Annotated in this window: 18 protein-coding genes; 1 reads left to right on the forward strand and 17 read right to left on the reverse strand. The window is 42.0% G+C overall.

The features are described 5' to 3' along the window. Positions 1-13: 13 nt before the first annotated feature. The 11 genes from ABE28_RS12425 to ABE28_RS12475 form a co-directional block, all read right to left on the reverse strand. Positions 14-1012, reverse strand: a complete 999-nt coding sequence (locus ABE28_RS12425; protein ID WP_064464836.1) for an NAD(P)H-dependent flavin oxidoreductase — start codon at positions 1010-1012, stop codon at positions 14-16. 173 nt (positions 1013-1185) lie between these two features. Further along, complete coding sequence (locus tag ABE28_RS12430) at positions 1186-1926, reverse strand: Cof-type HAD-IIB family hydrolase (protein ID WP_083232251.1); 741 nt, start codon at positions 1924-1926, stop codon at positions 1186-1188. Between the two features lie 259 nt (positions 1927-2185). Continuing rightward, positions 2186-3181, reverse strand: a complete 996-nt coding sequence (locus ABE28_RS12435) for a cation diffusion facilitator family transporter (protein WP_064464833.1) — start codon at positions 3179-3181, stop codon at positions 2186-2188. A gap of 228 nt (positions 3182-3409) precedes the next feature. Continuing rightward, positions 3410-4168 (reverse strand): hypothetical protein, encoded by a 759-nt coding sequence (locus ABE28_RS12440; protein ID WP_083232069.1) that lies wholly within the window; start codon positions 4166-4168, stop codon positions 3410-3412. 419 nt (positions 4169-4587) lie between these two features. Further along, positions 4588-5997, reverse strand: coding sequence for an amino acid permease (locus tag ABE28_RS12445; RefSeq protein ID WP_064464831.1), 1410 nt, complete (start codon positions 5995-5997; stop codon positions 4588-4590). A 583-nt stretch (positions 5998-6580) separates the two neighbouring features. Next, positions 6581-7708: a histidine kinase N-terminal domain-containing protein gene (locus ABE28_RS12450; RefSeq protein WP_064464829.1), complete on the reverse strand. Its 1128-nt coding sequence runs from the start codon at positions 7706-7708 to the stop codon at positions 6581-6583. Positions 7709-8064: 356 nt separating this feature from the next. Beyond that, a complete protein-coding gene (locus ABE28_RS12455; protein ID WP_064464827.1) occupies positions 8065-8835 on the reverse strand; it encodes a nucleotidyltransferase domain-containing protein in 771 nt (256 codons plus the stop codon). Between the two features lie 395 nt (positions 8836-9230). Further along, positions 9231-9935: a TerC family protein gene (locus tag ABE28_RS12460; protein ID WP_064464825.1), complete on the reverse strand. Its 705-nt coding sequence runs from the start codon at positions 9933-9935 to the stop codon at positions 9231-9233. A 346-nt stretch (positions 9936-10281) separates the two neighbouring features. After that, positions 10282-11778, reverse strand: coding sequence for a tagaturonate reductase (locus tag ABE28_RS12465; protein WP_064464823.1), 1497 nt, complete (start codon positions 11776-11778; stop codon positions 10282-10284). Positions 11779-11832: 54 nt separating this feature from the next. Further along, complete coding sequence (locus ABE28_RS12470; RefSeq protein ID WP_064464821.1) at positions 11833-12846, reverse strand: zinc-binding alcohol dehydrogenase family protein; 1014 nt, start codon at positions 12844-12846, stop codon at positions 11833-11835. A 20-nt stretch (positions 12847-12866) separates the two neighbouring features. After that, positions 12867-14372, reverse strand: coding sequence for a UxaA family hydrolase (locus ABE28_RS12475; protein ID WP_064464819.1), 1506 nt, complete (start codon positions 14370-14372; stop codon positions 12867-12869). Between the two features lie 169 nt (positions 14373-14541). Between ABE28_RS12475 and ABE28_RS12480 the strand changes: the two genes are divergently transcribed. Continuing rightward, positions 14542-15405 (forward strand): AraC family transcriptional regulator, encoded by an 864-nt coding sequence (locus tag ABE28_RS12480; protein ID WP_064464817.1) that lies wholly within the window; start codon positions 14542-14544, stop codon positions 15403-15405. A gap of 142 nt (positions 15406-15547) precedes the next feature. Here the strand turns inward: ABE28_RS12480 and ABE28_RS12485 are convergent, their stop codons facing one another. The 6 genes from ABE28_RS12485 to ABE28_RS12510 all read right to left on the reverse strand — a co-directional run bounded on the left by ABE28_RS12485 (position 15548) and on the right by ABE28_RS12510 (position 21717). Continuing rightward, positions 15548-16789: an MFS transporter gene (locus ABE28_RS12485; protein WP_064464815.1), complete on the reverse strand. Its 1242-nt coding sequence runs from the start codon at positions 16787-16789 to the stop codon at positions 15548-15550. Positions 16790-16931: 142 nt separating this feature from the next. Next, entirely contained in the window at positions 16932-17933 is a 1002-nt protein-coding gene (locus ABE28_RS12490) for a LacI family DNA-binding transcriptional regulator (protein ID WP_064464813.1), read from the reverse strand. A gap of 210 nt (positions 17934-18143) precedes the next feature. After that, a complete protein-coding gene (locus ABE28_RS12495; protein WP_064464811.1) occupies positions 18144-18980 on the reverse strand; it encodes an SDR family oxidoreductase in 837 nt (278 codons plus the stop codon). Beyond that, positions 18977-20053 carry a mannonate dehydratase gene (gene uxuA / locus ABE28_RS12500; RefSeq protein ID WP_064464809.1) on the reverse strand — a complete coding sequence of 359 codons (1077 nt, stop codon included), beginning with the start codon at positions 20051-20053 and terminating at the stop codon, positions 18977-18979. Before uxuA ends, ABE28_RS12495 begins: the two co-directional genes overlap by 4 nt. A gap of 12 nt (positions 20054-20065) precedes the next feature. Continuing rightward, positions 20066-20686: a bifunctional 2-keto-4-hydroxyglutarate aldolase/2-keto-3-deoxy-6-phosphogluconate aldolase gene (locus ABE28_RS12505; protein WP_064464807.1), complete on the reverse strand. Its 621-nt coding sequence runs from the start codon at positions 20684-20686 to the stop codon at positions 20066-20068. A gap of 11 nt (positions 20687-20697) precedes the next feature. Next, positions 20698-21717, reverse strand: coding sequence for a zinc-binding alcohol dehydrogenase family protein (locus ABE28_RS12510; protein ID WP_064464805.1), 1020 nt, complete (start codon positions 21715-21717; stop codon positions 20698-20700). Position 21718: the final 1 nt, after the last annotated feature.

The raw sequence follows: 21718 nt of genomic DNA on the forward strand, positions 1-21718 counted from the left end.
AAGCGCTTTCAAATCATTTGGAGGTGATGCCTCTCAATTTCTCCGCCTGCCTCGTCAATTTCCCTAGAGAATCGTGATACTCTTTTTCCAGTTGCTTTATGATGCCGGCAGCAGTATCGATTTTTTTTATCGCTCCAACGCCATGTCCTGCCGACCAGATGTCACGCCACGCCTTTGACTCTGATGTCTTGGACATGCTGTCAAAATCCACCTTCTCTTTTTTGGCCAACTGTTCGGGGTCCATGCCTTCCTTTCTGATGCTCGGCTTCAGCATATTGCAATTAACGCCTGAAAATGCATCAGTCAAAATGATATCATCATGATCCGAATCGACAAGCATTTCACGATACTCATCATTTGCCCTGCTCTCCTTCGCTACAATAAAACGCGTGCCCATATAAGCAAGATCTGCTCCAGCAGCTTGAGCGGCCAGGATACTGTGACCGGTGCTTATCGAGCCGGCTAGGAGTATGATGCCATCCCAGAAGGTCCTGACGCTGTCCACGAATGCAAAGCTATTAATATCACCTGCATGGCCGCCAGCTCCTGCAGCTACCAGGATCAAACCATCCACTCCGGAATCGGCAGCTTTTTTGGCGAATTCCACACTGCTGACATCCGAAAAGACTAGCCCGCCATAGCTGTGTACGACGTCCACCACATGCTTAGGAGAACCTAAGGATGTAATGATGATTGGAGGTTGATGTTTTTTGACCAGTTCCAACTCTTCTTCCAGTCGGCTATATGTACGATGGACCACCATATTCATTGCCCATGGTGCAACCTTGCTGTCCGGATCTTTATCCCTTGCAGCCTCCAATGTGTCGCTTATATCGCCCATCCATTGGTCAAGCACTTCTATCGGGCGTGCATTCGGCGCTGGAAAAGAGCCAATCACACCATTCAAGCAACATTCTTTTACTAGCTCAGGACCTGATATCAAGAACATAGGTGCTGAGATGACTGGCAGAGTTAATTGATTCCACCACTGTTCAGGCAAAGTTCTACTCATTTACGAAACCTCCCACTATTAATATATTACCAAAATATAACTTAACAAGATTATCATACTTCTAAAATGCGGAATTTTCAAGAAATTAATTACGAAGCCCTTAACCAATATGGAATGAAAAAGATTTCAATAAAAAAACCGTATATGGAGAACGCTCCATACACGGTTTCAATTTAATTGGTAAGGACCCATTTACGAATCGCCTTCGCAACCCCATCTTCTTCATTCGTTGCTGTGACCCAATCTGCCTTTTCCTTCACTTTAGCTTGTGCATTTCCCATCGCGACTCCCAGCTTCGCCTCAGAAATCATCGCTAGGTCATTAAGGCTGTCTCCTACTGCCATTACCTGATCCATCGTGATATTAAGCAATGAGCAGACAAGTGTTATCGCTTTCGCTTTATTTACGCCCATGGCATTCACTTCAATATTAGTGGGACTTGAATTGCTGATTTCCAGGTTGCCCCTTGAAACCAATTCATCCATGATGATTTGGCGGGTTGCCTCATCTTCTGTATCGAATCCGAATTTAAGCCATTCGGAATCGTAGATTTTTTCAGGCATTTCGGCTCTGTATACATGATCGCAGCTTATGGCCCAAAAATGCGTGTCATGCTTTTGGCTTAATTCCCACATCCATTGAATGGACTCGGTATCCACGATATTTCTTTCGACCAATTTTCCTTGATTATCGAAAATCTCGCTTCCATTTACCGTAATGAGATAGGATCTGAGTGCCATTGACTTTGCAAAATCACTGCAGGTCGCATAAGATCTTCCTGTGCTCAATACTACAAACACACCTTGTTCTTCTGCTTCTTTGATCGCTTTCCTATTTTCTTCGGAAATCTCCCCAGCTTGATTCAGGAGCGTTCCATCCATGTCTAACGCGACCAGCTTAATTTCTGGTTTCATCATTTTCTTCACCCTTTCGTAAATCTTCCCTATGTACTTCATACCATGATAGCTTATTTTTTGTTAATAAGGAAAGAACGTGAGCAATTGAACAGTTCCTTGTGAGCAAGATTAAGCCCTTCTCCTTGCAGCAAAATAAACAAACTAGTTAATTTGCTGCGGGAGCGTTTAAATCAGCATCATTTGAAAAGGAGGCCATGAAATAATCATGACCTTAGTCAATTGCGCTTTACCTACAAGTAGAGGTCAGTATAAATCATTACTGCTTTTCTTTTTCTATTTCATCCAATTCTTTTTTGATTTGTCCTTCCCATTTAGGAACCCCGTCATTTTCGTCGAACTCTATAATGACATCCGTCACTCCCCGCTCCTTGAATATTTCATCAAACAGGCGATCTTTAATGTCATCCGCTTCCGCAATTGAAATATGGGGATCGAGCTCCACTTCCAATTCAACGTGAAAGTCTTCACCTTCTTTTAATACCGCAAGTTTCTGAATGTCTCTGACATCCGGATCACTCATGACCATGCTACCGATTTTTTGCCGCATTTCTATATCCGCTTCCCCAAGAGCGCCTGCTGCATTGTCAAGGAAAACCCGGCCAACCACATAAAACATGCCAAGACCAATCATGACCGAAGCGACACCTTCCGCTTGAATGAAAGGGGTGAAGTTCGCTAACAGAATCGCAAGAATCGCAAGAAGCCCGCCTCCAGTTGCGACCATATCTTCCATGAATACTAATTTCGTCGCTGGTTTTGCCCGTTTCAAACCAGCAAAGCTTTTAAAGATGATGGCTGTTCCTGTTGCTTCAATCCCAGTCTCATGCACGACTTCCTTCATCGCTTTAAATAAAACATATGATTCCAACACGACCGCCAAGGATAAAACGGACAAGTTAATGATGAGTCCAGTTGAGTGTACAGGGTGCAAAATGTGATGGAACCCTTCTTTGATCGTTTCATAGGACATGATCCCGACAACAAGTACTGCACCTAAAAGCACGAGGTTGACCAAACGTCCGAATCCATCCGGAAATCGATCTGTTGGTGATTTTTTACTTAATGCTGAACCGATGAATACGAAAAACTGGTTCGCGGCATCTCCCAACGTATGTAATGTTTCTGCAAACATAGCGACATTCCCTGTCATGATATAAGCGATTCCCTTTAAGATGGCAATGATGCTATTCACGCAGGCAGCAGTGAATGCCGATTTGTTGCCTTGCTTTAATAATTGGAACAATTCCTTCAATAAGAGTCCCCCCAGTTCTATTTATAAATCCATTATCATAATGTATTATCCCCAACACTGGCTTGGCTGAAACCACAAAAGGGAAAAACGACGTTCTATGCAATTGATGCCTTGTAATGTGAGAAGGAATAAGCTTGGATGCTTGGACACCTTCATCCTTAACTGCGAAACAAAAAAGGCAGTAAGCGATATGCCTACTCCCGAACATGCAAGAATCAGCTTTTTATTTCAAGCTTCCACCCGTTTTACCAGCTTTGATGGATTATTGACTTTATATCGAATTTCCTTATTATATTTCTTGTCGACGACTTTACCATCAAATTCAATTTGGTCGCCTTCTTCTAGCTCAGCTTTTTTCAATGTCTTGCTATAACCGCACCAAGCATCGCCGATTGCTAGTTCCGGTTCTGTTGTAACTTTAACTTCCGACAGCAGGATGACTTCGTCTTCTTCACCCGTAAAATGGTTCATCTTCGCCGTGAATTCCTTGATTATTGCAGTAAAGTGCACTTTTTCAGCTGGTAAATCCAATTTGGGTTTTGCAGTTGCCTTTTTGCTTTTTGTTTTTTCCTTTTTTGGATGATCCTCACTTAAAGGCTTGGAAGGTTTCGTCATGGACGCTTCCTTTTCCGTTTTCGTTTCACTTGAAATTGAGGTTACGTCGGAAACAGGTCCACTCAACAACTCTTTCCCAAAATTAGCACTTTGCATTTCTTTTAAATAGGAAGGATTAATGCAGCTCAGCATCCCATTTTCAAATTCAACGATAACCGTATCAAGGCCGTTCCCATATTGTTCGTACCCTGCCAATTTCACCTTCCCTTGATAGCTCCCGCTTTTATATAGCAGTTCCCTTTTTACCGATCGTGCAGTGAATAATTTCCATTCCAATCCTTTAGAGATATAGTCCTCATCATCTACAAATGAGATAAACTCGCCTTTCGGGGCAATATAATGAACCAATTCTTCAGCTGGAGTATCAGCCACAGTCACCACTCCTAATCTTATGTATATGATTATATTTTAGCAAAGGATCTCCAAGATGCAAATGAATCAAGATCATATGTTAAACTTGCATGACGTGATGGCTCTCCCGAACTCTAAGTGCCTGTAGTGAGATGGATACACTCCCTTCTATGTGGCCAATTTTTTTACCACTAAAAAAGCAACGAGCCAAATTTCCCACTCAAAATTTCAGGCAATCAGAATCCCTTATGTTCAAACGAGCGGAATGAAACGAAAGGCACGAGACTACCATGAAAAATATTATAAAATAAGAAGGGGACCCATCTTCATAAAAATCAACAAAGAGCTGCCCAATATATCGACTTTCCGACTATTGGACACCCCGTGTTCATTGAATATTCAATCTTCTATTGCCGAAATGGTGCATCACGCTGTATGGTCTATTGAATCTTTTTCAGTTGTTCACGTGGCTCAGCAATGGTGACCGCTTTCTTATGATAAAACAGAAAGTATGATCCGATAACGAGAACGGCGAGAAGGGTCGTGAGAAAGAATTGCAGCCTCATGGAATCAATGAAGGCTTGCGCAACGAATATGATAAACAAGATAGCAATGGTAGCATAGGTTAAGTAGGGGAAAAGCCACATTTTCACTTTGAGTGTTCCTGGGTTTTCTTTTTCCGTCTTATTCCGTAAATACAGATGGGAAAAAGCGATAAAGATATACATGATCATGGTCACTCCGCCCGAGCTATTTGCGAGAAAGGCAAACAATTTATCAGGGGAGACAAATTTAAAAGTGGTGCACACATATGCAAAGAATACGCTGGCCATCAACGCCCAGATAGGAATTCCCCGCTTATTCACCCGAGAAAGGATTTTGGGTGCATCTCCTTTTTTTGATAAGGAGTACAACATACGTGAGCTTGTGTATAGTCCAGAATTCAAAACGGAAAGCAACGATATGAAAATAACGACATTCATGACTTGACCAGCGGCAGGAAGGCCTGCCATATCAAATACGCTGGCATATGGTGTTTTCAATAACTCTTCCGCTCCTTGAGGAATAACGATTACCAATACAGCCACTGAGCCGACGAAGAAAAGGAGCAGACGCCATACAACTGCATTTATCGCCCTCATGATATTTTTTTCCGGGTTTTCCGATTCTCCTGCGGCAATGGCCGCCACCTCACTACCCGATAATGAGAAAGTAATGAATATGACACTTAGAAGAACAGGGAGAAAACCATTAGGGAAAAGGCCGCCTTCGCTTGAAATGTTGGAAAGGCCAGGAGAATCGAATCCTGGGACAAACCCGAATATCATGGCTGCACCTAGGAACAAGAAGATAACTATGGCCGTAACTTTCATAAAGGCTAACCAGTATTCAAATTCCCCGTAGGCTTTTACAGAATAAATATTCGTGATCGTCATCAGTATGGGAAAAGATAAACTAGCAGTCCACATGGGGATGGAAGGAACCCACTCATGTATCATGGTACCCAATAATGTCGTCTCAATGGCAATGATGATGACCCAGTTGAACCAGTACAGCCAGCCAATCGTATATCCAGCCCAAGGACCTAATGCTTGATGTGCATAGGTTGAAAAAGACCCACTATCAGGATTGACTACAGCCATTTCACCTAGCATGCGCATAATAAGGACAATCATCAGCCCTGCAATGATATAGGATAAAATGGCGCCTGGACCTGCAGAACCGATGATCGTGCCACTTCCGATAAATAAGCCTGCCCCGATAACTCCGCCAATGGAAATCATGGTCACGTGTCTCGTCTTTAGACCATGCTTCAGTTCATTTGTTTGAAAAGCCACTTTCGTCACCATCCTTTAAACTGTCAGTATTCCTTTTTGTCATCGTGCCTTTTCCTTTGCCGTGGCACCAGCGGAAATCATTCATTCTTTAGCTGATAGGATATGTCCTTTTCCTTCACAGTTTGAAACAAGATCGAGTGAATGGTCGATCAGTAAAATTCATATGTACATTTGGAAAAATTAGAAGGTCTAAGGACCGCTACTTTCCTCCGCAGCGATACGCCGCGCCATTCCCATTATTCTCCTACCCCTCCCCTACATCATTTGGTCAAGCTTAATATATTAAAAAGCAATATCCATGCCAAAAAAAGGTGGGCTATATCGAGGGATATGATGCTATTGGATAAAGCATTAGATTCAATTTTGAATCGGTATAAGAAATCCGAGCTGATGAAATGCAGCGCGATTTTTTTTCATGATAAGCCAAAGAAGATGCCTCGATTCATTGCATGGATATCGGCATCTTCCAATTAATTAAGCTATTTTCCTTTTTTCAAGCCGGGAACTGTGTTTGGTTCCTAACCTATTATGTACACGCAAAAAATCGAATATGTAAAATTTTATCTAATTTATGTATCAACCCAAGTCAAGTTCACTATCCGTCATATGGGAAGTGGATACTGAATGTGGTTAAGTCGTCGTTGGACTGACAATTCATATATCCATCATTGCTCTCGATGATTTTTTTACATACGTATAAACCAATTCCTGTTCCTAACTCTTTAGTGGTGACAAAGGGTTCGAAAATGGTTTCAATCAGTTCACTGGCAATGACAGGCCCATTATTAGAAATACGAATGATTCGTTCATTTTCTTCTATTAAAGAGTGTACCTTCAAAATTCTAGGGTGTTCTTTGTCCTTTAATGCATCAATGGAATTTATAAAGAGATTTAAAAACACTTGCTTCAATCCATCCTTGCTGGCTGTCATGAAGAAGTTCGGATAAATATCTATTTCAACATTAACGCTCGCATCCACAATATTGGCATATGTCAGTTCCTGTATCTCTTCAATTAAATTCATCACGGAAATTTCCTCTCTTTGCTCCTCATTAAAATCAGATTTCGAAGTATGAAGGAATTGAGTTATCCTGAAATTCAACTGATTCAATTCATAGTCAATGATATCCAAATATTTCAATTGTGGATTCTCACGCTTCAGTAATTTATTGAAACCCATAATGGCTGTCAGCGGGTTCCTGAACTCATGTACAAAGCTAGAGGATATTTGCCCAAGCACCGCCAATTTATCTTTATGATTTTCACTGATATAAGACTTTTTTTCCTCGATCAACTCATTCGTAAGATTTGTATACTTCGTTACGGCATGATAACTGAATGTATCAAAGTGTACATTAATGGCATTAATGAATTCCTGCAAATAAGAAATGGGGATATTCGCTCCAAAAATGTTCCTTATGATGATATTTCTCCCTAAATTAATATTATAGAGAAAATCCCCGATATTAATATTTGCTTCAAGGCGCTCTTTTGCAACTTGATGAGCCAACTTTATCAGCATGTCATCAGACAAGTCTCCCCTAAACGCTCGGATGACCAAAGCATACATGCCATATCCATTCTCTTTGATTTTTTCTTTATAGGGATCTATTTCATTGATCTTAATGGTCTCGTTCCATTCAGTTAAAAATATGGTTTGATTTTCTTCCAAGTATTGTATCAGTACTTTTTTATACTGATTATGTTCAGATGACAACTCCATACTATGACCACCACATCCCCTTGCGGAATTTTAGATATTGCATCAATAACATCATTCTATATGAGATTTTGATTTCCTGCACTGCAAAGTTTATTGTATGTGAGACATGGTAACCCTCTCTTTTTCACCCAAGGAAACACGATGAAAAACTCACCTGTTTTTTGAAAAATCAAACAGATTAATAGATAATATAATTATAACAGAATATCCTAATATCTTCTAAAGTGAAACTGCTGGGATTTTAAGTTCCCCCGCTTTTCACTCTCCCTTTCCTATTGCATCCTTATGGATTTTCTCATGGCCAGAACGAGCAAGACTTTAAATCCTGTCCTTCTGGCATTGAACCAAGCACTCTTTCAATTCCAAACTTCATCTAAAGCAGCTCTAAATAGCTGATCCAATTCCTCTGTAGGGTCTTCCGGTTTTATATGCAATGTTTTAGTATAGTTCGTCAACTGACCGATTTCATTTTCTAAAAAATCATTAATGACATCAATTCTAGGTTCAACGTCCAACTCTTCACCATTTATCTTCCTCATCAGCAAAGTTTCAATTTCGGTTTTCAATGGACCCTCTGGAATGATATTGTCCAATAATGCTGGAAACTCGATTGGTGGGATGGTGTTATATTTTTGAATCCAAAGGCATGCCATGACTGGACGAAGCACATAAAAATATTTTTTGATTTTCACTTGTTCATTTTGTAAGTAATCCCTATAATTGCCCTTGGCCATGTTCAAGTAATGATACAAGGCTGCAGTAGGTACAAACACCATGCTACTCATTTCCTTCAACTTATCGGCAATCGAATAAGCTTGATGATATACGATGCCCGAGTTTAACCATTCATGAAGCGGCGGGTTGGATTTTCTGAATAACCGTAGGGCTTTCGTTAACTCCCAACCGCTGATATCCAATAAATCATTAATAGGCAGCTCAATGACATCTCTTTTTTGATCAATGGACAAGTACCACTCTTTTTTATGAATATAAATGAACCTCACATCATAATCACTATCTTTCGATGGAAATTTCCATGCTCGACTTCCCGATTCACAGGCATATAGGATTTTCACATTATAGGTTTCTTCGATTCTCTTTAACTCTTCTATTATTTTTTCTTTCATGCCACTTCCCCTTTTCGATTAATATATCTCACCTAATCTTTCGACATCCTATCCGAAACCCATCGAAAGCCGCTTCAACGATTTCGATAGCCACATCCATAGATGGCGGTTCATTCGTAGCCGCTAGAATTCGGCCTAAATCCACTTTTTTCGGCCTGCAGCCACTTAATTCGGCCTAACCCCAACTTTTTCCGACCTAAATCCACTTTAATTCGACCTAAACCCAACTTTTTCCGACCTAAACCCAATTTAATTCGACCTTGACCCACTTTAATTCGATTTAGACCCACTTTTATCGTAAGAATTGATTCCCATTATATCATTTTAATGCTAATGGGCTTCCATATATAAACAAAGAGGCCATTCATTTGTGAAAGGCCTCTTTGTGGAACATGTTATCCATTCCGTTCGATTTGCATTTTTTCCCTGCTAGCTTTTTCTTTTTCTATTTTTTGCTGCCTGGAGGTTCCAGCGACTAAAATGCCAATGACTACTAATGCTTCAAATCCATATTTAAGGAATGGGTTGGCAAAGTAATCCTGCATGAAGGGTTCAGCGACGATCATCTTGGCAGCAGTCCAGCCAAGTATTCCTGCCCCGATAATGATGATGAACGGGAATCGCTCAATTAGTTTCAGAATCAACGTGCTGCCATACATAACGACTGGAATTGATACAAGCAAGCCAATTACCACTAAAGTGAAGTTACCATGTGATGCACCTGCCACAGCAAGGACATTATCCAGTCCCATCAAAGCATCGGCAATGATGATTGTTTTGATTGCAGCCCACATCGAGTCTGCCGGCTTCAAGTCTGGTTCTTCTTCATCAATAAGTAGCTTGTACGCGATCCATACTAGAAGTAAGCCCCCAATTAAATGAAGCCCGGGAACCTCCAAGATGACGACAACTAGAAGCGTTGCAATGATCCTGATCACAATTGCCCCGACAGCTCCCCATATGATCACCTTTTTTTGCTGATCTTTCGGAAGCTTTCTGGCAGCAAGCCCGATAAGGATGGCATTATCGCCAGCAAGAACCAAATCTATCATAATGATCGCTAAAAGTCCTGAAATAAATTCACCTGTTAAAAAATCCAACACATCTTCCTCCTTTAATACAAAAATAAAGAGACCTCTGCCATAAATGGCAAAGGTCTCGCTAAGCACTAAATGAATTAGGCCAATAAAGCCGGTGGGATTCCCACGTAATGACGACTTTATTTCAGGTTATCCCTGACGCTACTCCCCTTCACGGGAATGAAGAGCAATGGTATAGGTCCTTAAAGAATATACCAATAATATATATCACTAGTTCAGTATACCAAAATTATTAATAAATGAAAGAAAAAAATCAGGAATGATAGACCTGTTTTTTTTCAAATAATTGGCTATCTTACGAAGAGGTCATGAAAATATTCATCACTTCATGCCTACTTTACAAGTTTTAGATGGACGACGCCCCCTCTATCATCTCTTCCAAGTGGTGAGTCAATTCCTTTGCAAGGCCTTTGATTGTGTTCAGGTCCTTCCCCCATAGTTCTTGATTATGCAGGATGGCCTCGATTAATTGTTTAGCCGAAATTTCTTTACGATCGTGGAGACTCCATTGCTTCTGAAAAAATTCGATCACCGGTAAATCGTCTTTAATAATGTACTTCTTACCCTTGAAGCTTTTGCCGATATACTGCCCATTGACTACTTCGCCCTTATAAAAACGCAGCAGACCCGCAAAACCTCTTGTTATCGAAGCCGGCAGCCTTCCATTCCATTCATGGTAGCCTTCCAAGGTAGGAAGGAGGCGCACTTTAAACTTTGACATGCTATTCAAGGAAATGTCTGAAAGGAGATGGTGAACATATGGATTTGCAAATCGCTCCATAACGCTTTCCCCGTATTCGAGCAGTTCATCCTGACTAAAAGGCAAGGAGGGGATTATTTCTTCCTTGATTGCCTGACAGAGCAAATGATGGAAATCCGGATGATCGATGGCTTGTTTCACTTCTTCCATGTCAAATAAAATCCCTAGAGGTGCCATTAATGTATGTAACCCATTTAATACCCTTACCTTCCTCAGCTGATAGGGTGCCAAGTTCTTTACCCAACGTACATTCAAGCCTGATCGCTGCAAAGGAAGGCGGTTATCGAGGTCCGGGTCGCCTTCAATGACCCATAAATGATAAGGTTCAGCAGTGGTCAGCAATGTATCCTTATATCCCCATGAGGAATATAATTCACCCGACTCTTTGACTGGGAAACCTGTTACGATTCGGTCTACAAGCGAGTTAAGGAAGAGGTTATCCCTCTCGACCCAATCCATGAATGTCTTTGGTAAATCCCAATCCGTACAATACTTTAACACACATTGCTTCAACGAATCACCGTTTCTTTCCAAAAGCTCACAAGGAAGCATGATGAGTCCTTTATCCGATGCACCCCCGAAATGAAGAAAACGTTGATATAAAAAAGCGGTAAGTCTTCCTGGAAAAGCTTCGATTGGCTTTCCTTCCACTAAAGGCGTTGGCTGATATTTAAGCCCGGCCTCCGTCGTGTTCGATACTATGAATTCCAATGTAGGGATTTTGGCTAACGCCAAAAACTCCCTCCAGTCTTCATAGGGGTTTATAACCTTTGAAAACACGGAAATGACCTCTGTATGTTCGACCTTTACACCTCGGTGAGACCCACGCAGCATTAAGGTATAACACCCATCCTGCTGCTTCATTTCTTCGATTTTCCCTTTTCCGGAAGGACGGGGCTGTGTAACCGCAATGCTTCCTTTGAAATGACCTTGTTTATTGCATTCGGCTATCATCCAATCGAAGAAACCGCGAAGGAAATTCCCCTCCCCAATCTGCAACACTTTTATCGGATAATCCAACATTTTTGCATGCGTGACAGACTTTGTATCTTGATCTAACCGCTTCTGATCAGCTGAATTCATGTTCACCACAAAACCCCTTTCTTATATGGAAGTGATGATATAGTCCATCTTCCTTTACATTTCGACAATGGCCTTGATCATTTTAGCTTCAGGAGCCAGCCATCCTTCAAACTGATTGATCAGTTCATCCAGCTGTGCACGATGTGTAATGTACATACTTAAATCCAACCGGTTGTTTTTCAGTGTATCCACCACGTCATTAAAATCTTGCCTTGTGGCATTTCGGCTTCCCATCAATGTAAGCTCTTTACTGTGGAAGTCAGGATCGTTAAAGCAAATATCCGATTTCACCAAACCTACATATATTAATCTTCCTCCATGGGCGGGGTACTTGAATGAATTCATCATCGACTTAGCGTTTCCAGTTGCATCGAACACTACGCTTGGCATATCCCCATTCGTCAACTCGGCCAATTTATCCAACGGATTCTCCAAAACGTTCAACGTATGATCCACTTTTGCCCATTTACGGGCAAACGCCAGTCGTTCATCGTTTACGTCCATCACAATCACTTTTGCACCTTTTTCTTTAGCAAATGCCATGACTCCCAAGCCAATCGGGCCTGCACCGATAACCAATGCAAATTCCCCTTCATGTATGGCTGCCCTCCTGACCGCATGAGCCCCAATACTTAGAGGTTCAATCATGGCTGATTGATCAAGCGTGAGCCCCTCGGTTTTCACCAAATGATCGTAAGGAACGGTGATCCATTCACTCATCCCCCCTTCTGCATGTACACCTAACACTTTCATATCCTTGCAGCAATTCGTTTTACCCACACTGCAAGCCATACATTTCCCGCAATTCAGATAAGGGATGATTGCTACTTGGTCCCCGTTCTTCAGTCCTTCCGGGTTTTCCGGTATTTCTTCAATATAGCCGGATAGTTCATGACCAAGTATTCTCGGATAGCTGAAAAAGGGTTGATTTCCTCCGAAGGCATGTATATCCGTACCGCATATTCCTATTCGCCGGATCTGAATCAATGCCTCTTGCTTGTTCGGAACCGGTTTTTCCATCTCGATCATCTTGAATGCATATGGTTTTTCACATACGATACTTTTCATTGGTTAGCACTCCTTTTTGTTTAAAGAATGACTCCTTCTTTAAAAATGCTGATTTCCCTATATCCGGATTTTTCATTATTCGTTTCCCTGGTGCCCGATGAAAGCCCAAGTATGAATTGGAACAAATCTTCTTTTAATTCATCCATCCTTTGTCCTTCAATTAATTGGCCGGCATTGTAATCGATCCAGTGCTTTTTCCTATTTGCCAATTCGGTATTCGTAGCTATCTTGACCGTCGGGACTGGCCCGCCAAATGGCGTGCCTCTTCCAGTCGTGAATAAAACGATATGGGCGCCCGCTGCTGCCAAAGCCGTCACGGATACCAGATCATTACCGGGTGAATTAATTAAATTCAATCCAGGCTTCACAATCCTTTCTCCATATCCGCTAACATCCACAACCGAAGCATGACCGCCCTTTTGCGTGCACCCAAGCGATTTTTCCTCCAGTGTACTTATGCCACCTTCTTTATTACCGGGTGAAGGATTTTCATATATCTCCTGATCATGGCGCATGAAGTATTGTTTAAAATCATTGACTAGGTTAACGATTTTTTGAAAGGTTTCTTCATCCTTTGCCCTGTTCATCAATATCGTTTCCGCTCCAAACATTTCAGGCACTTCCGTCAAAATCGTTGTACCTCCGTTTTCTACAATAAGATCGGAAACTGCCCCGACTAATGGATTAGCTGTAATGCCCGAAAAACCATCGGATCCCCCGCACTTCAAGCCTATTTTTAACTTTGAAATCGGAATGGGCACTCTGTCAAACCCTTTTGCATACTCCACTAACTCCCCGATTAAGCGTAAGCCCACCTCCAATTCATCATTCACCTCCTGGGCTTTTAAAAATTTGATCCGATTAGGCGAAAAATCTCCGATGACTTCCTTGAATGCTTCGATCTGGTTGTTTTCACAGCCTAATCCTACTATTAATACACCAGCTGCATTCGGATGCTGCGCCAGGGCTGCCAAGAGTTTTTGTGTATGTGACAAATCATCCCCTAACTGAGAACAACCGTACGGATGGGAAAAGTGGTGAATTCCATCGATTTGTCGTTCTTTAAACTGTTCATTTCCCATTCTTGCAAGCACTTCGCACGTTTTATTAATGCAGCCAACTGTATTGATGATCCAGATTTCATTGCGGATACCCGCTTCCCCATTTTCACGGATGTACCCTTGGAACGTTTGGCTGGAATTTACCGTTTTTAGCAATGGGCTGCTGGGTTGATAGGAATAATCCAATATCCCTTCCAGGCCGGATTGGAGGTTATGAGTGTGAACCCACTCACCAACAGCTATATGTTCTTTCGCTTTACCGATTGAATAACCAAATTTAATGATGTCAGCTCCCGCATGAACCGGACGAACTAGCATCTTATGGCCTTTGGGAATGTCATCAAGTGCCTTTATTTGCATAATGCCTTTGTCTCTTGCTTGAATCTCGAGGTCCTGTCCCTTACGGATTCCTTCCAATGAGATAACCACATCATCATCGGCATGCAATTGCACGAATTTATTCATCTTATCCTCTCCTTTTTCTACGCTGAACCGTTCAAGTCCACTTGCGAATAGAAAGCCCTTACATATTTATTCTATTAATAGTTTAACATCAAAAAATGAAATATAAATTGCATTTTTTGCTATAAATATACTTATTTTTGTTGTATTATACTTGCAGGAGCTGAGTGAAATGAATAAATCCTCAAAAGTATATGACCATGATGCATTATTCCCATTCGTTTTTGTCTTTCAAGATACGAAAAGCCCTCAGAATGAATTGTCCGATCATATGCATGACTTTTATGAAATCGTCTATGTTTATAGCGGCAAAGGAACCTTTTTTATCGGTGATGTGTTTTATGACATGAGGCAAGGGGATGTATTCCTGATTCCCAACAATACCATTCATAGAGCATTGCCCGATAAGGACGAACCGGTTACTTCGACGATTATCTTTTTCAGTCCGACCTTGCTTTATAAAGACATGATTGATGATTCATTTTCATATTTACATTTGTTCGACCTGACGAAAAAAAGAAAAAAATTCAAAATATCTCTAACGCAAAACAAACGATCAAGAATGGAGGAGCAGCTGCTGCACATTCATCAAGAATCAACCAGTCATGCAGTCGGTTCAAAGCATGCCTGCATGCTTACCGTTCATCAAATCATGCTGGACTTACACAGGACGAGGGTCAATGATAAACAAGCACCCTTTGTTGGCCATACATATAGTCCAGAATGGCTCAAAGCCATCTTGATCCATATAAATGACCATTTGAGTGAACCGTTGACCTTGACTATGCTCGCCGACAAAGCTGCAGTCAGCCCCTCTCATTTCAGCAGGGTTTTTAAAGAAACGACTGGAATCGGACTAGTCGTATATTTGAACACAAAAAGGATCATAAAAGCGAAGGAATTATTATTGGGAACGGATCACACCGTTTCATCCATCGCTGAAATGTGCGGCTTTGAAAGCATGCCTCAATTTTATCGCACCTTTAAAAAATACAATGATAAGACACCTGCCGCATTCCGTAATGGAACAGGCTAAGAAAAAACCGCAAGCCTGAGATCGCTCTTGTCGCAGGTTTTCCTTTCTAGCAATCAATAGCCATGCCCCGGTTCCCATTCAAGTAAAATGGAAGTGTCTCCCCTAATATCATCAAGGTAGACACTTCCATGCTAGTAATCTATTACGCAGGCTTTACTATCGGACGTACAAAGCGAATGACTGCAAGCGATGCAAAAATAGCTAATCCGCCTGCAAGCAGGAAGGCGACGGTGTATGTGCCTGAAGTATCGACGATGTAGCCCGTTAAAGTCGGGCCGATGATTCCCGCCGTATTTGCCAGGAAGTGCATGAATCCTCCAACAGACCCCACATTATCTGGATCTACCACGTCATTGATGATTGCCCAGTAAATGGCCCCCGTCAAATATAGGAAGAACACGGATAGTGCGACGAGAGTCACGGCAGAAACCGTTGTCGTGACGATCCCTGCAAAGCCAATACAGACGGCCGATAAAAACAAGCACGTTACAAGTACTAACTTCCTCGAGAATAAGACACCCTTTTGTGCAAACTTCTTAAAGAAGAAATCCGACACGAAACCACCCAATGCAAGACCGATGAATCCAAAAATCCAAGGAATCACAGTGATGATACTCATGTTTTCTACGCTTAGACCACGAGCGTTCACCAAGTAGCTTGGAAACCAGGTTAAGAAAAAGAACAAAATATAGTTGTACGAAAAAAAGGCGAGTGCTGTAAATAAAACAGTCTTTTGTTTTAAGTAAAAAGTGAACTTCAGCTTTCCTTCCGTCGCTGCCGCTACATATGAATTGCCCGGATTTTCCTGTTCAATCGACTCATTAGGTTTTTCTTTAGCAAATTTCCACCAGCAAATCGCCCATATAAGACCAATGATCATGATGGCGATGAAAGATACTCTCCAGCCATAGGAAATCGCTATAAATCCAACGATCGGTCCTGCTATTGCACCGCCAAGCGGCGTGCCGCTATTCGTTAGGCCAACCACGGATGCCCTCTGATTGGCAGGGAACCAGTTATTGACCATTTTATTGATTGTCGCCGAAAGCGGTCCTTCGCCCATCCCAAACAAGATACGGATGACAATCATACTGGCAAATCCAACAGCCAGTACTAGAGCGCCGCTGAATAAGGACCAAACGATCATCGCCACGAAAAGCGTTAGCTTCGCACCCCATCTATCAGATGCCATTCCGCCAAGGAAGTTGAATATGGCGTATCCAACCGAAAAACTACTAAATATTATCCCCATTTGTGTCGCAGTTAAGGATAGATCATCTTGAATGAACGGAGCTGCAATGGACAGTGCAGACCGATCCAGATAATTTATCACTCCTGCCAAGAATAAAAAAGCAATGATCATCCCTCTACCATTTGAAAACATAAAGACCCCCCTAATACGTTTTTATAAATGCCGCTTCACTGCTGATAACGTTTTCATTTAAAAACCACTGAATTACTAAATCGATTTAGGACCAGCCCGTAAAAAAGCGCTTACTTTTTTACGAAAATTCGAGCTATTGGCTTTAGCAAGAATTTCTCATAAGTAAAGTCGGCTTTAATCGATGCACGCTTGTGTCCTTATTTTCTTCTTTATTGATTTGGCTAAGCAGTAATTCGGCTGCCAAGTTAGCCATTTCAATGGCTGGCTGATCAATCGTGGTGATTGTCGGTGTATAAAAACTGGCATACGGTACATCATCTATCCCGATAACGGCTATATCTTCGGGTATATGTATTCCGTGCTTCTTCATATATCGCAATACGCCATTAAGGATGATATCATTTCCTGCCAATATCGCTTGAGGCGGTTTTTCCAAATCGAAAAAATCTGAAAGCGCATCTGGAATTTCTTCTGCATTCACTGTTTTGATATAATCTGGATTACATCGTATTCCGTGTGCTGAAAGTGCATCTTTGTACCCGTGGATCCGTTCGATTCGAGGACTGATATCACGGATGATCGAGGTTGTGATGATTGCAATGTTTTCGAAACCCTTGTCGACAAAACGATCGACCGCCAGCTTGGACGCTAAATGATTATCAAGCATGACCGTTGCAATATTTAATTCTTCGATCGTTCTATCCATGAAGACAATCGGAAATTGATCACGCTTCATGCGTTTATATAAATCAAGATTGTCCCCCGTAGGGAATATGATGATACCATCGACTTGTTTAGCTCTAAGCATTTCGATATAATTCTTTTCCTTTTCAGGATTGTCATCTGCATTACATACGATGATATGAAAGCCATGATCGTAAAAGTAGTTCTCTATCGCCCTAATAACTTGCGTAGAAAAAGTATGTAGAATATTGGCCACTACCACCCCAACGGTAAAAGTGGATTTCTGCTTTAAACTGCGTGCAAGGATATTAGGCTGATAGTTTAACTCTTCTATCGTTTCTTCGATTTTTTTTCTCGTTTTTTCACTCATATACTCATATCTCTTGTTCAAGTATTGGGAAACCGTGCTTTTCGATACATTTGCATGATTGGCAACATCAGTAATTGTAATGGATTTCATATCATTCATTCCTGTCGTGTGATTTCATTTATCCGCTAATTGCTTTAAACAAAATTGCTCAGATATAAAGAATATTCTATTATAATAATTGGTCGTTTACAATCAACTTCTCATGCAGTGAAAAAAGTCAGCTTCCCATACGATTGAACGAATGCTGTTGCCTAAAGGTCAACCCAATACTTGAATGCATAGTGTATGGGCATCAGGCATTCAGACACCTGAGTAAGCCATGAATCCCCCATCGACCGGTACGGTTATCCCCGTGACAAAACCTGAGTAAGTTTCATCTGCTAGCCAAAGCAAAGTACCAAGTAAATCCTCAGGCTGCCCAAAGCGCTTCATCGGTGTTGCCGTAATGATTTTATTTGATCTAGCCGTCAGGCTGCCATCTTCGGTTAATAATAAATCTCGATTTTGCTTCGTCAGGAAAAAACCTGGAGCGATGGCATTCACCCTTAACCCCTCTTCAGCAAAATGAACGGCCATCCACATGGTGAAATTATTGATCGATGCCTTGGCAGCACTATACGCAGGCACTTTAGTCATTGGCGAGTATGAGCTCATGGAAGATAGATTTACGATGGCTGGTGCTTCCACTTGCAGCAGATCTTTCCCAAAAACTTGACTGGCCAGGAATGTACCCGTGAAATTACTGGAAAAAACTTGCGAGAAGCCATCCTCATTCAAGTCGAAAAATGATTTCCCTTCGATTTCTTCGCCATGTGTCTCAGGAGCTGTGATCGCATCTGGATGGTTGCCCCCTGCACCATTTATTAATAAATCCACACGTCCGAACGTTTTTTTGATTTCCTCTCTTGCCTTTTCCAATGAGCTTCTGTCCAATACGTCAGTCGCGATGGATAGTGCAGTGCCGCCATCTCGTTCAATGAGCTCGACCACTTCCCTACCTTTTTCTGCCGTTCTATTCAATATTGCTATTTTGACTCCGTGACGAGCCAATTCAACGGCCATTTTTGAACACAATACACCGCTGCCGCCAGTGATTACCGCCACTCTATTTGTTAAGTTCTCATGGATGGGCATCATGAGCGGCCACCTAATTTAGTAGCTTCATAGGCATCCCATAGTCCCAGCAAATACATGATTCCTAAAGCTCGGTCGTATAAACCATAACCTGGGCGGCAAACCTCTCCCCATATATGGCGGCCATGGTCTGGTCTGACATATCCTGTATAATGCTGCTTATTCAATTCTGCAACAACACCCTGTACGTTTATCGATCCATCTTGTGTATAATGCGATGTTTCCACAAAATCACCGTTTTCGTAAATTTTAACATTCCGGATATGGGAGAAAGGAGAACGATACGCATATTTTCGAGCTACTTGAACCATATCATTTTCTGGGTTTGCACCCATCGAGCCAGTGCACATCGTAAACGCATTCGATGGTGAATTCGAAATCGAAATCAGTTTTTCATAACTTGATTCGCCGGTAATAATACGCGGCAAGCCAAAGATGGACCATGGTGGATCATCCGGATGGATAGCCATTTTTATGCCGCACGCTTCAGCAACTGGTAATATTTCCCGGAGAAATATTTCCAAATTCACCCAAAGCTGTTGTTCATCCACTTGTTTATATGCCTCGAACAATTCCGAAATCCGCTCCATCTTTTCTTCTTCCCAGCCTGGTAACGTTAAATCTGAAGCTTCCGCTACCGTACGGATCAATTCTTGTGGATCTAACGTATCCACTTTTGCTTTTTCATAAAATAGGGCAGTGGAACCATCTTCGAGTGGATGAAACATTTCGGTACGTGTCCAATCAAAAATCGGCATGAAATTATAACAAATGACCTTTACGCCAACCTCCGAAAGGTTACGGATCGTCTCTTTGTATTTCTCGATATACATCATGCGATCTTGGTTTCCCAATTTAATCGATTCATGAACATTCACACTTTCCACAACATCCGTGTGAAAACCAAAGGATTGGATATAGTCAACTTCCTTTTTGATTTCTTCCTTTTCCCATACTTCACCAACCGGTTTTTGGTGCAATGCCCAAACAATCCCCTTGACTCCAGGAATTTGTTTAACCTGTTCCAACGTAACGGTATCATTATCCTTCCCGTACCATCTAAATGTAATATTCATCATGCACCCCCATTATTCCGCAATTTTTTGCATGTATTTTTTACTCAATTCTACTGCAGCCTCGTAGCCGCCGCTCTTAAAAGCTTTATTCAGGTCACTGCCAATTCCTGTCGCAACTGCACCTGCACGGAGCCAATCTTTCATATTGTCCAAATTAATTCCGCCAGTCGGCATTAGCCTTACATTAGGCAGCGGCCCATTGACACTTTTGATGAATGAAGGATCAATGGTGTTTGCCGGGAATAATTTCAAAATATCACAGCCCGCCTCAAGTGCTGTAGCCATTTCCCTAATTGTCATGCAACCAGGCATATATGGAATTCCATATCGATTGCAGAGCTTGGCAACACCTTCGACAAAATAGGGACTGACAATGAATTGCGCACCAGATAAAATGGCATGTCGCGCCGTTTCGGAATCCAATACAGAGCCTGCTCCGATGAGGGCGTCCGTATTTACCAGTTGCTTGAACACTTCTTCTACTTGTGGTGTTGTATACGTCAATTCAATTGCACGTATACCGCCTTCGATAGCTGCTTTAGACAGTTTGGCAGCTTCCTCGGCATGCTGACCCCGAATGACGGCGACAACCTTCATTTCAGTTATTTGCTTGATTATTGAATGTTTATCCATTATGATCCCCCTTAATTGAATACGATGATCGCTTTGCGAACCTGCTCTGGGTGGCTTTCAACAAAATTGAATGCCTCTTGGACATCCTCAAGGGAAAAAGTATGGGTCACTAATCCTTCTTGTCTAAGCTTACCTTCATTTAACAATTTGACCACTTTAGGGAACTGGTCGGTTTGCAGCCTGGAGCCTTTCACGGAAACTTCCTTTTTCGTGATAGGGAGCTGGGAAATCGCTGCAGTGCGTTCATCAAATCCCAGTACCACAATCCTTCCTGCCGTGGAAACTACCTCGAATGACATTTCAAAAGTCATTGGTAAACAGACGGCATCTATGACGACATTGGCGCCTTCAAAATTCGTCCATTCCTCCACTCGCCTTGGAACATCTTCTTTTCCGGCATGGACAGTAATATCAGCACCGCTTTCTTTGGCGAATTTCAGGCGCTCCTCGCTTAAATCCGTGATCATTACCGATGCACCTTGAAGCTTGGCCATCTTTAATATGCATATACCAATGGGTCCAGCTCCTTGGATAAGGACCGTGTCGCCGTACTCGACCTCCCCCCTCCAAACCGCCTGGGCACCAATTGTGTAAGGTTCAGCCAATACTACTTCTTCCCAAGCGATGTCTGGGTCGACCACATGTAATTGTTTGTCTGGGAGAACACACCATTCCCTCATTCCACCTTCTTCATGGACACCAAACACTGAAAGAGTTTCACAAACATTTTGGCGTCCCTTACGGCAGGCGTAACATTTCCCGCAGTAACGGATCGGCTCTATAACAACGTGGTCCCCCACTTTAATGCCGGCAACTTCTTCACCAATCTCCACAACCTCCCCCGCCACTTCATGCCCAACGACACGCGGCAACGTTGCAAGGGGATTCGTACCATGGTAAATATGCATATCCGAACCACATATCCCGACTCTTTTCACTTTAAAGAGAACATCCTTGGGATTTGAAATCTGTGGTTTATCCACTTCTTGAATGACTAATTCATGTGCTTTACGTACTTGAACCGCTTTCATT

This window comes from Peribacillus muralis, assembly GCF_001645685.2.
Lineage (GTDB): Bacteria > Bacillota > Bacilli > Bacillales > DSM-1321 > Peribacillus > Peribacillus muralis_A.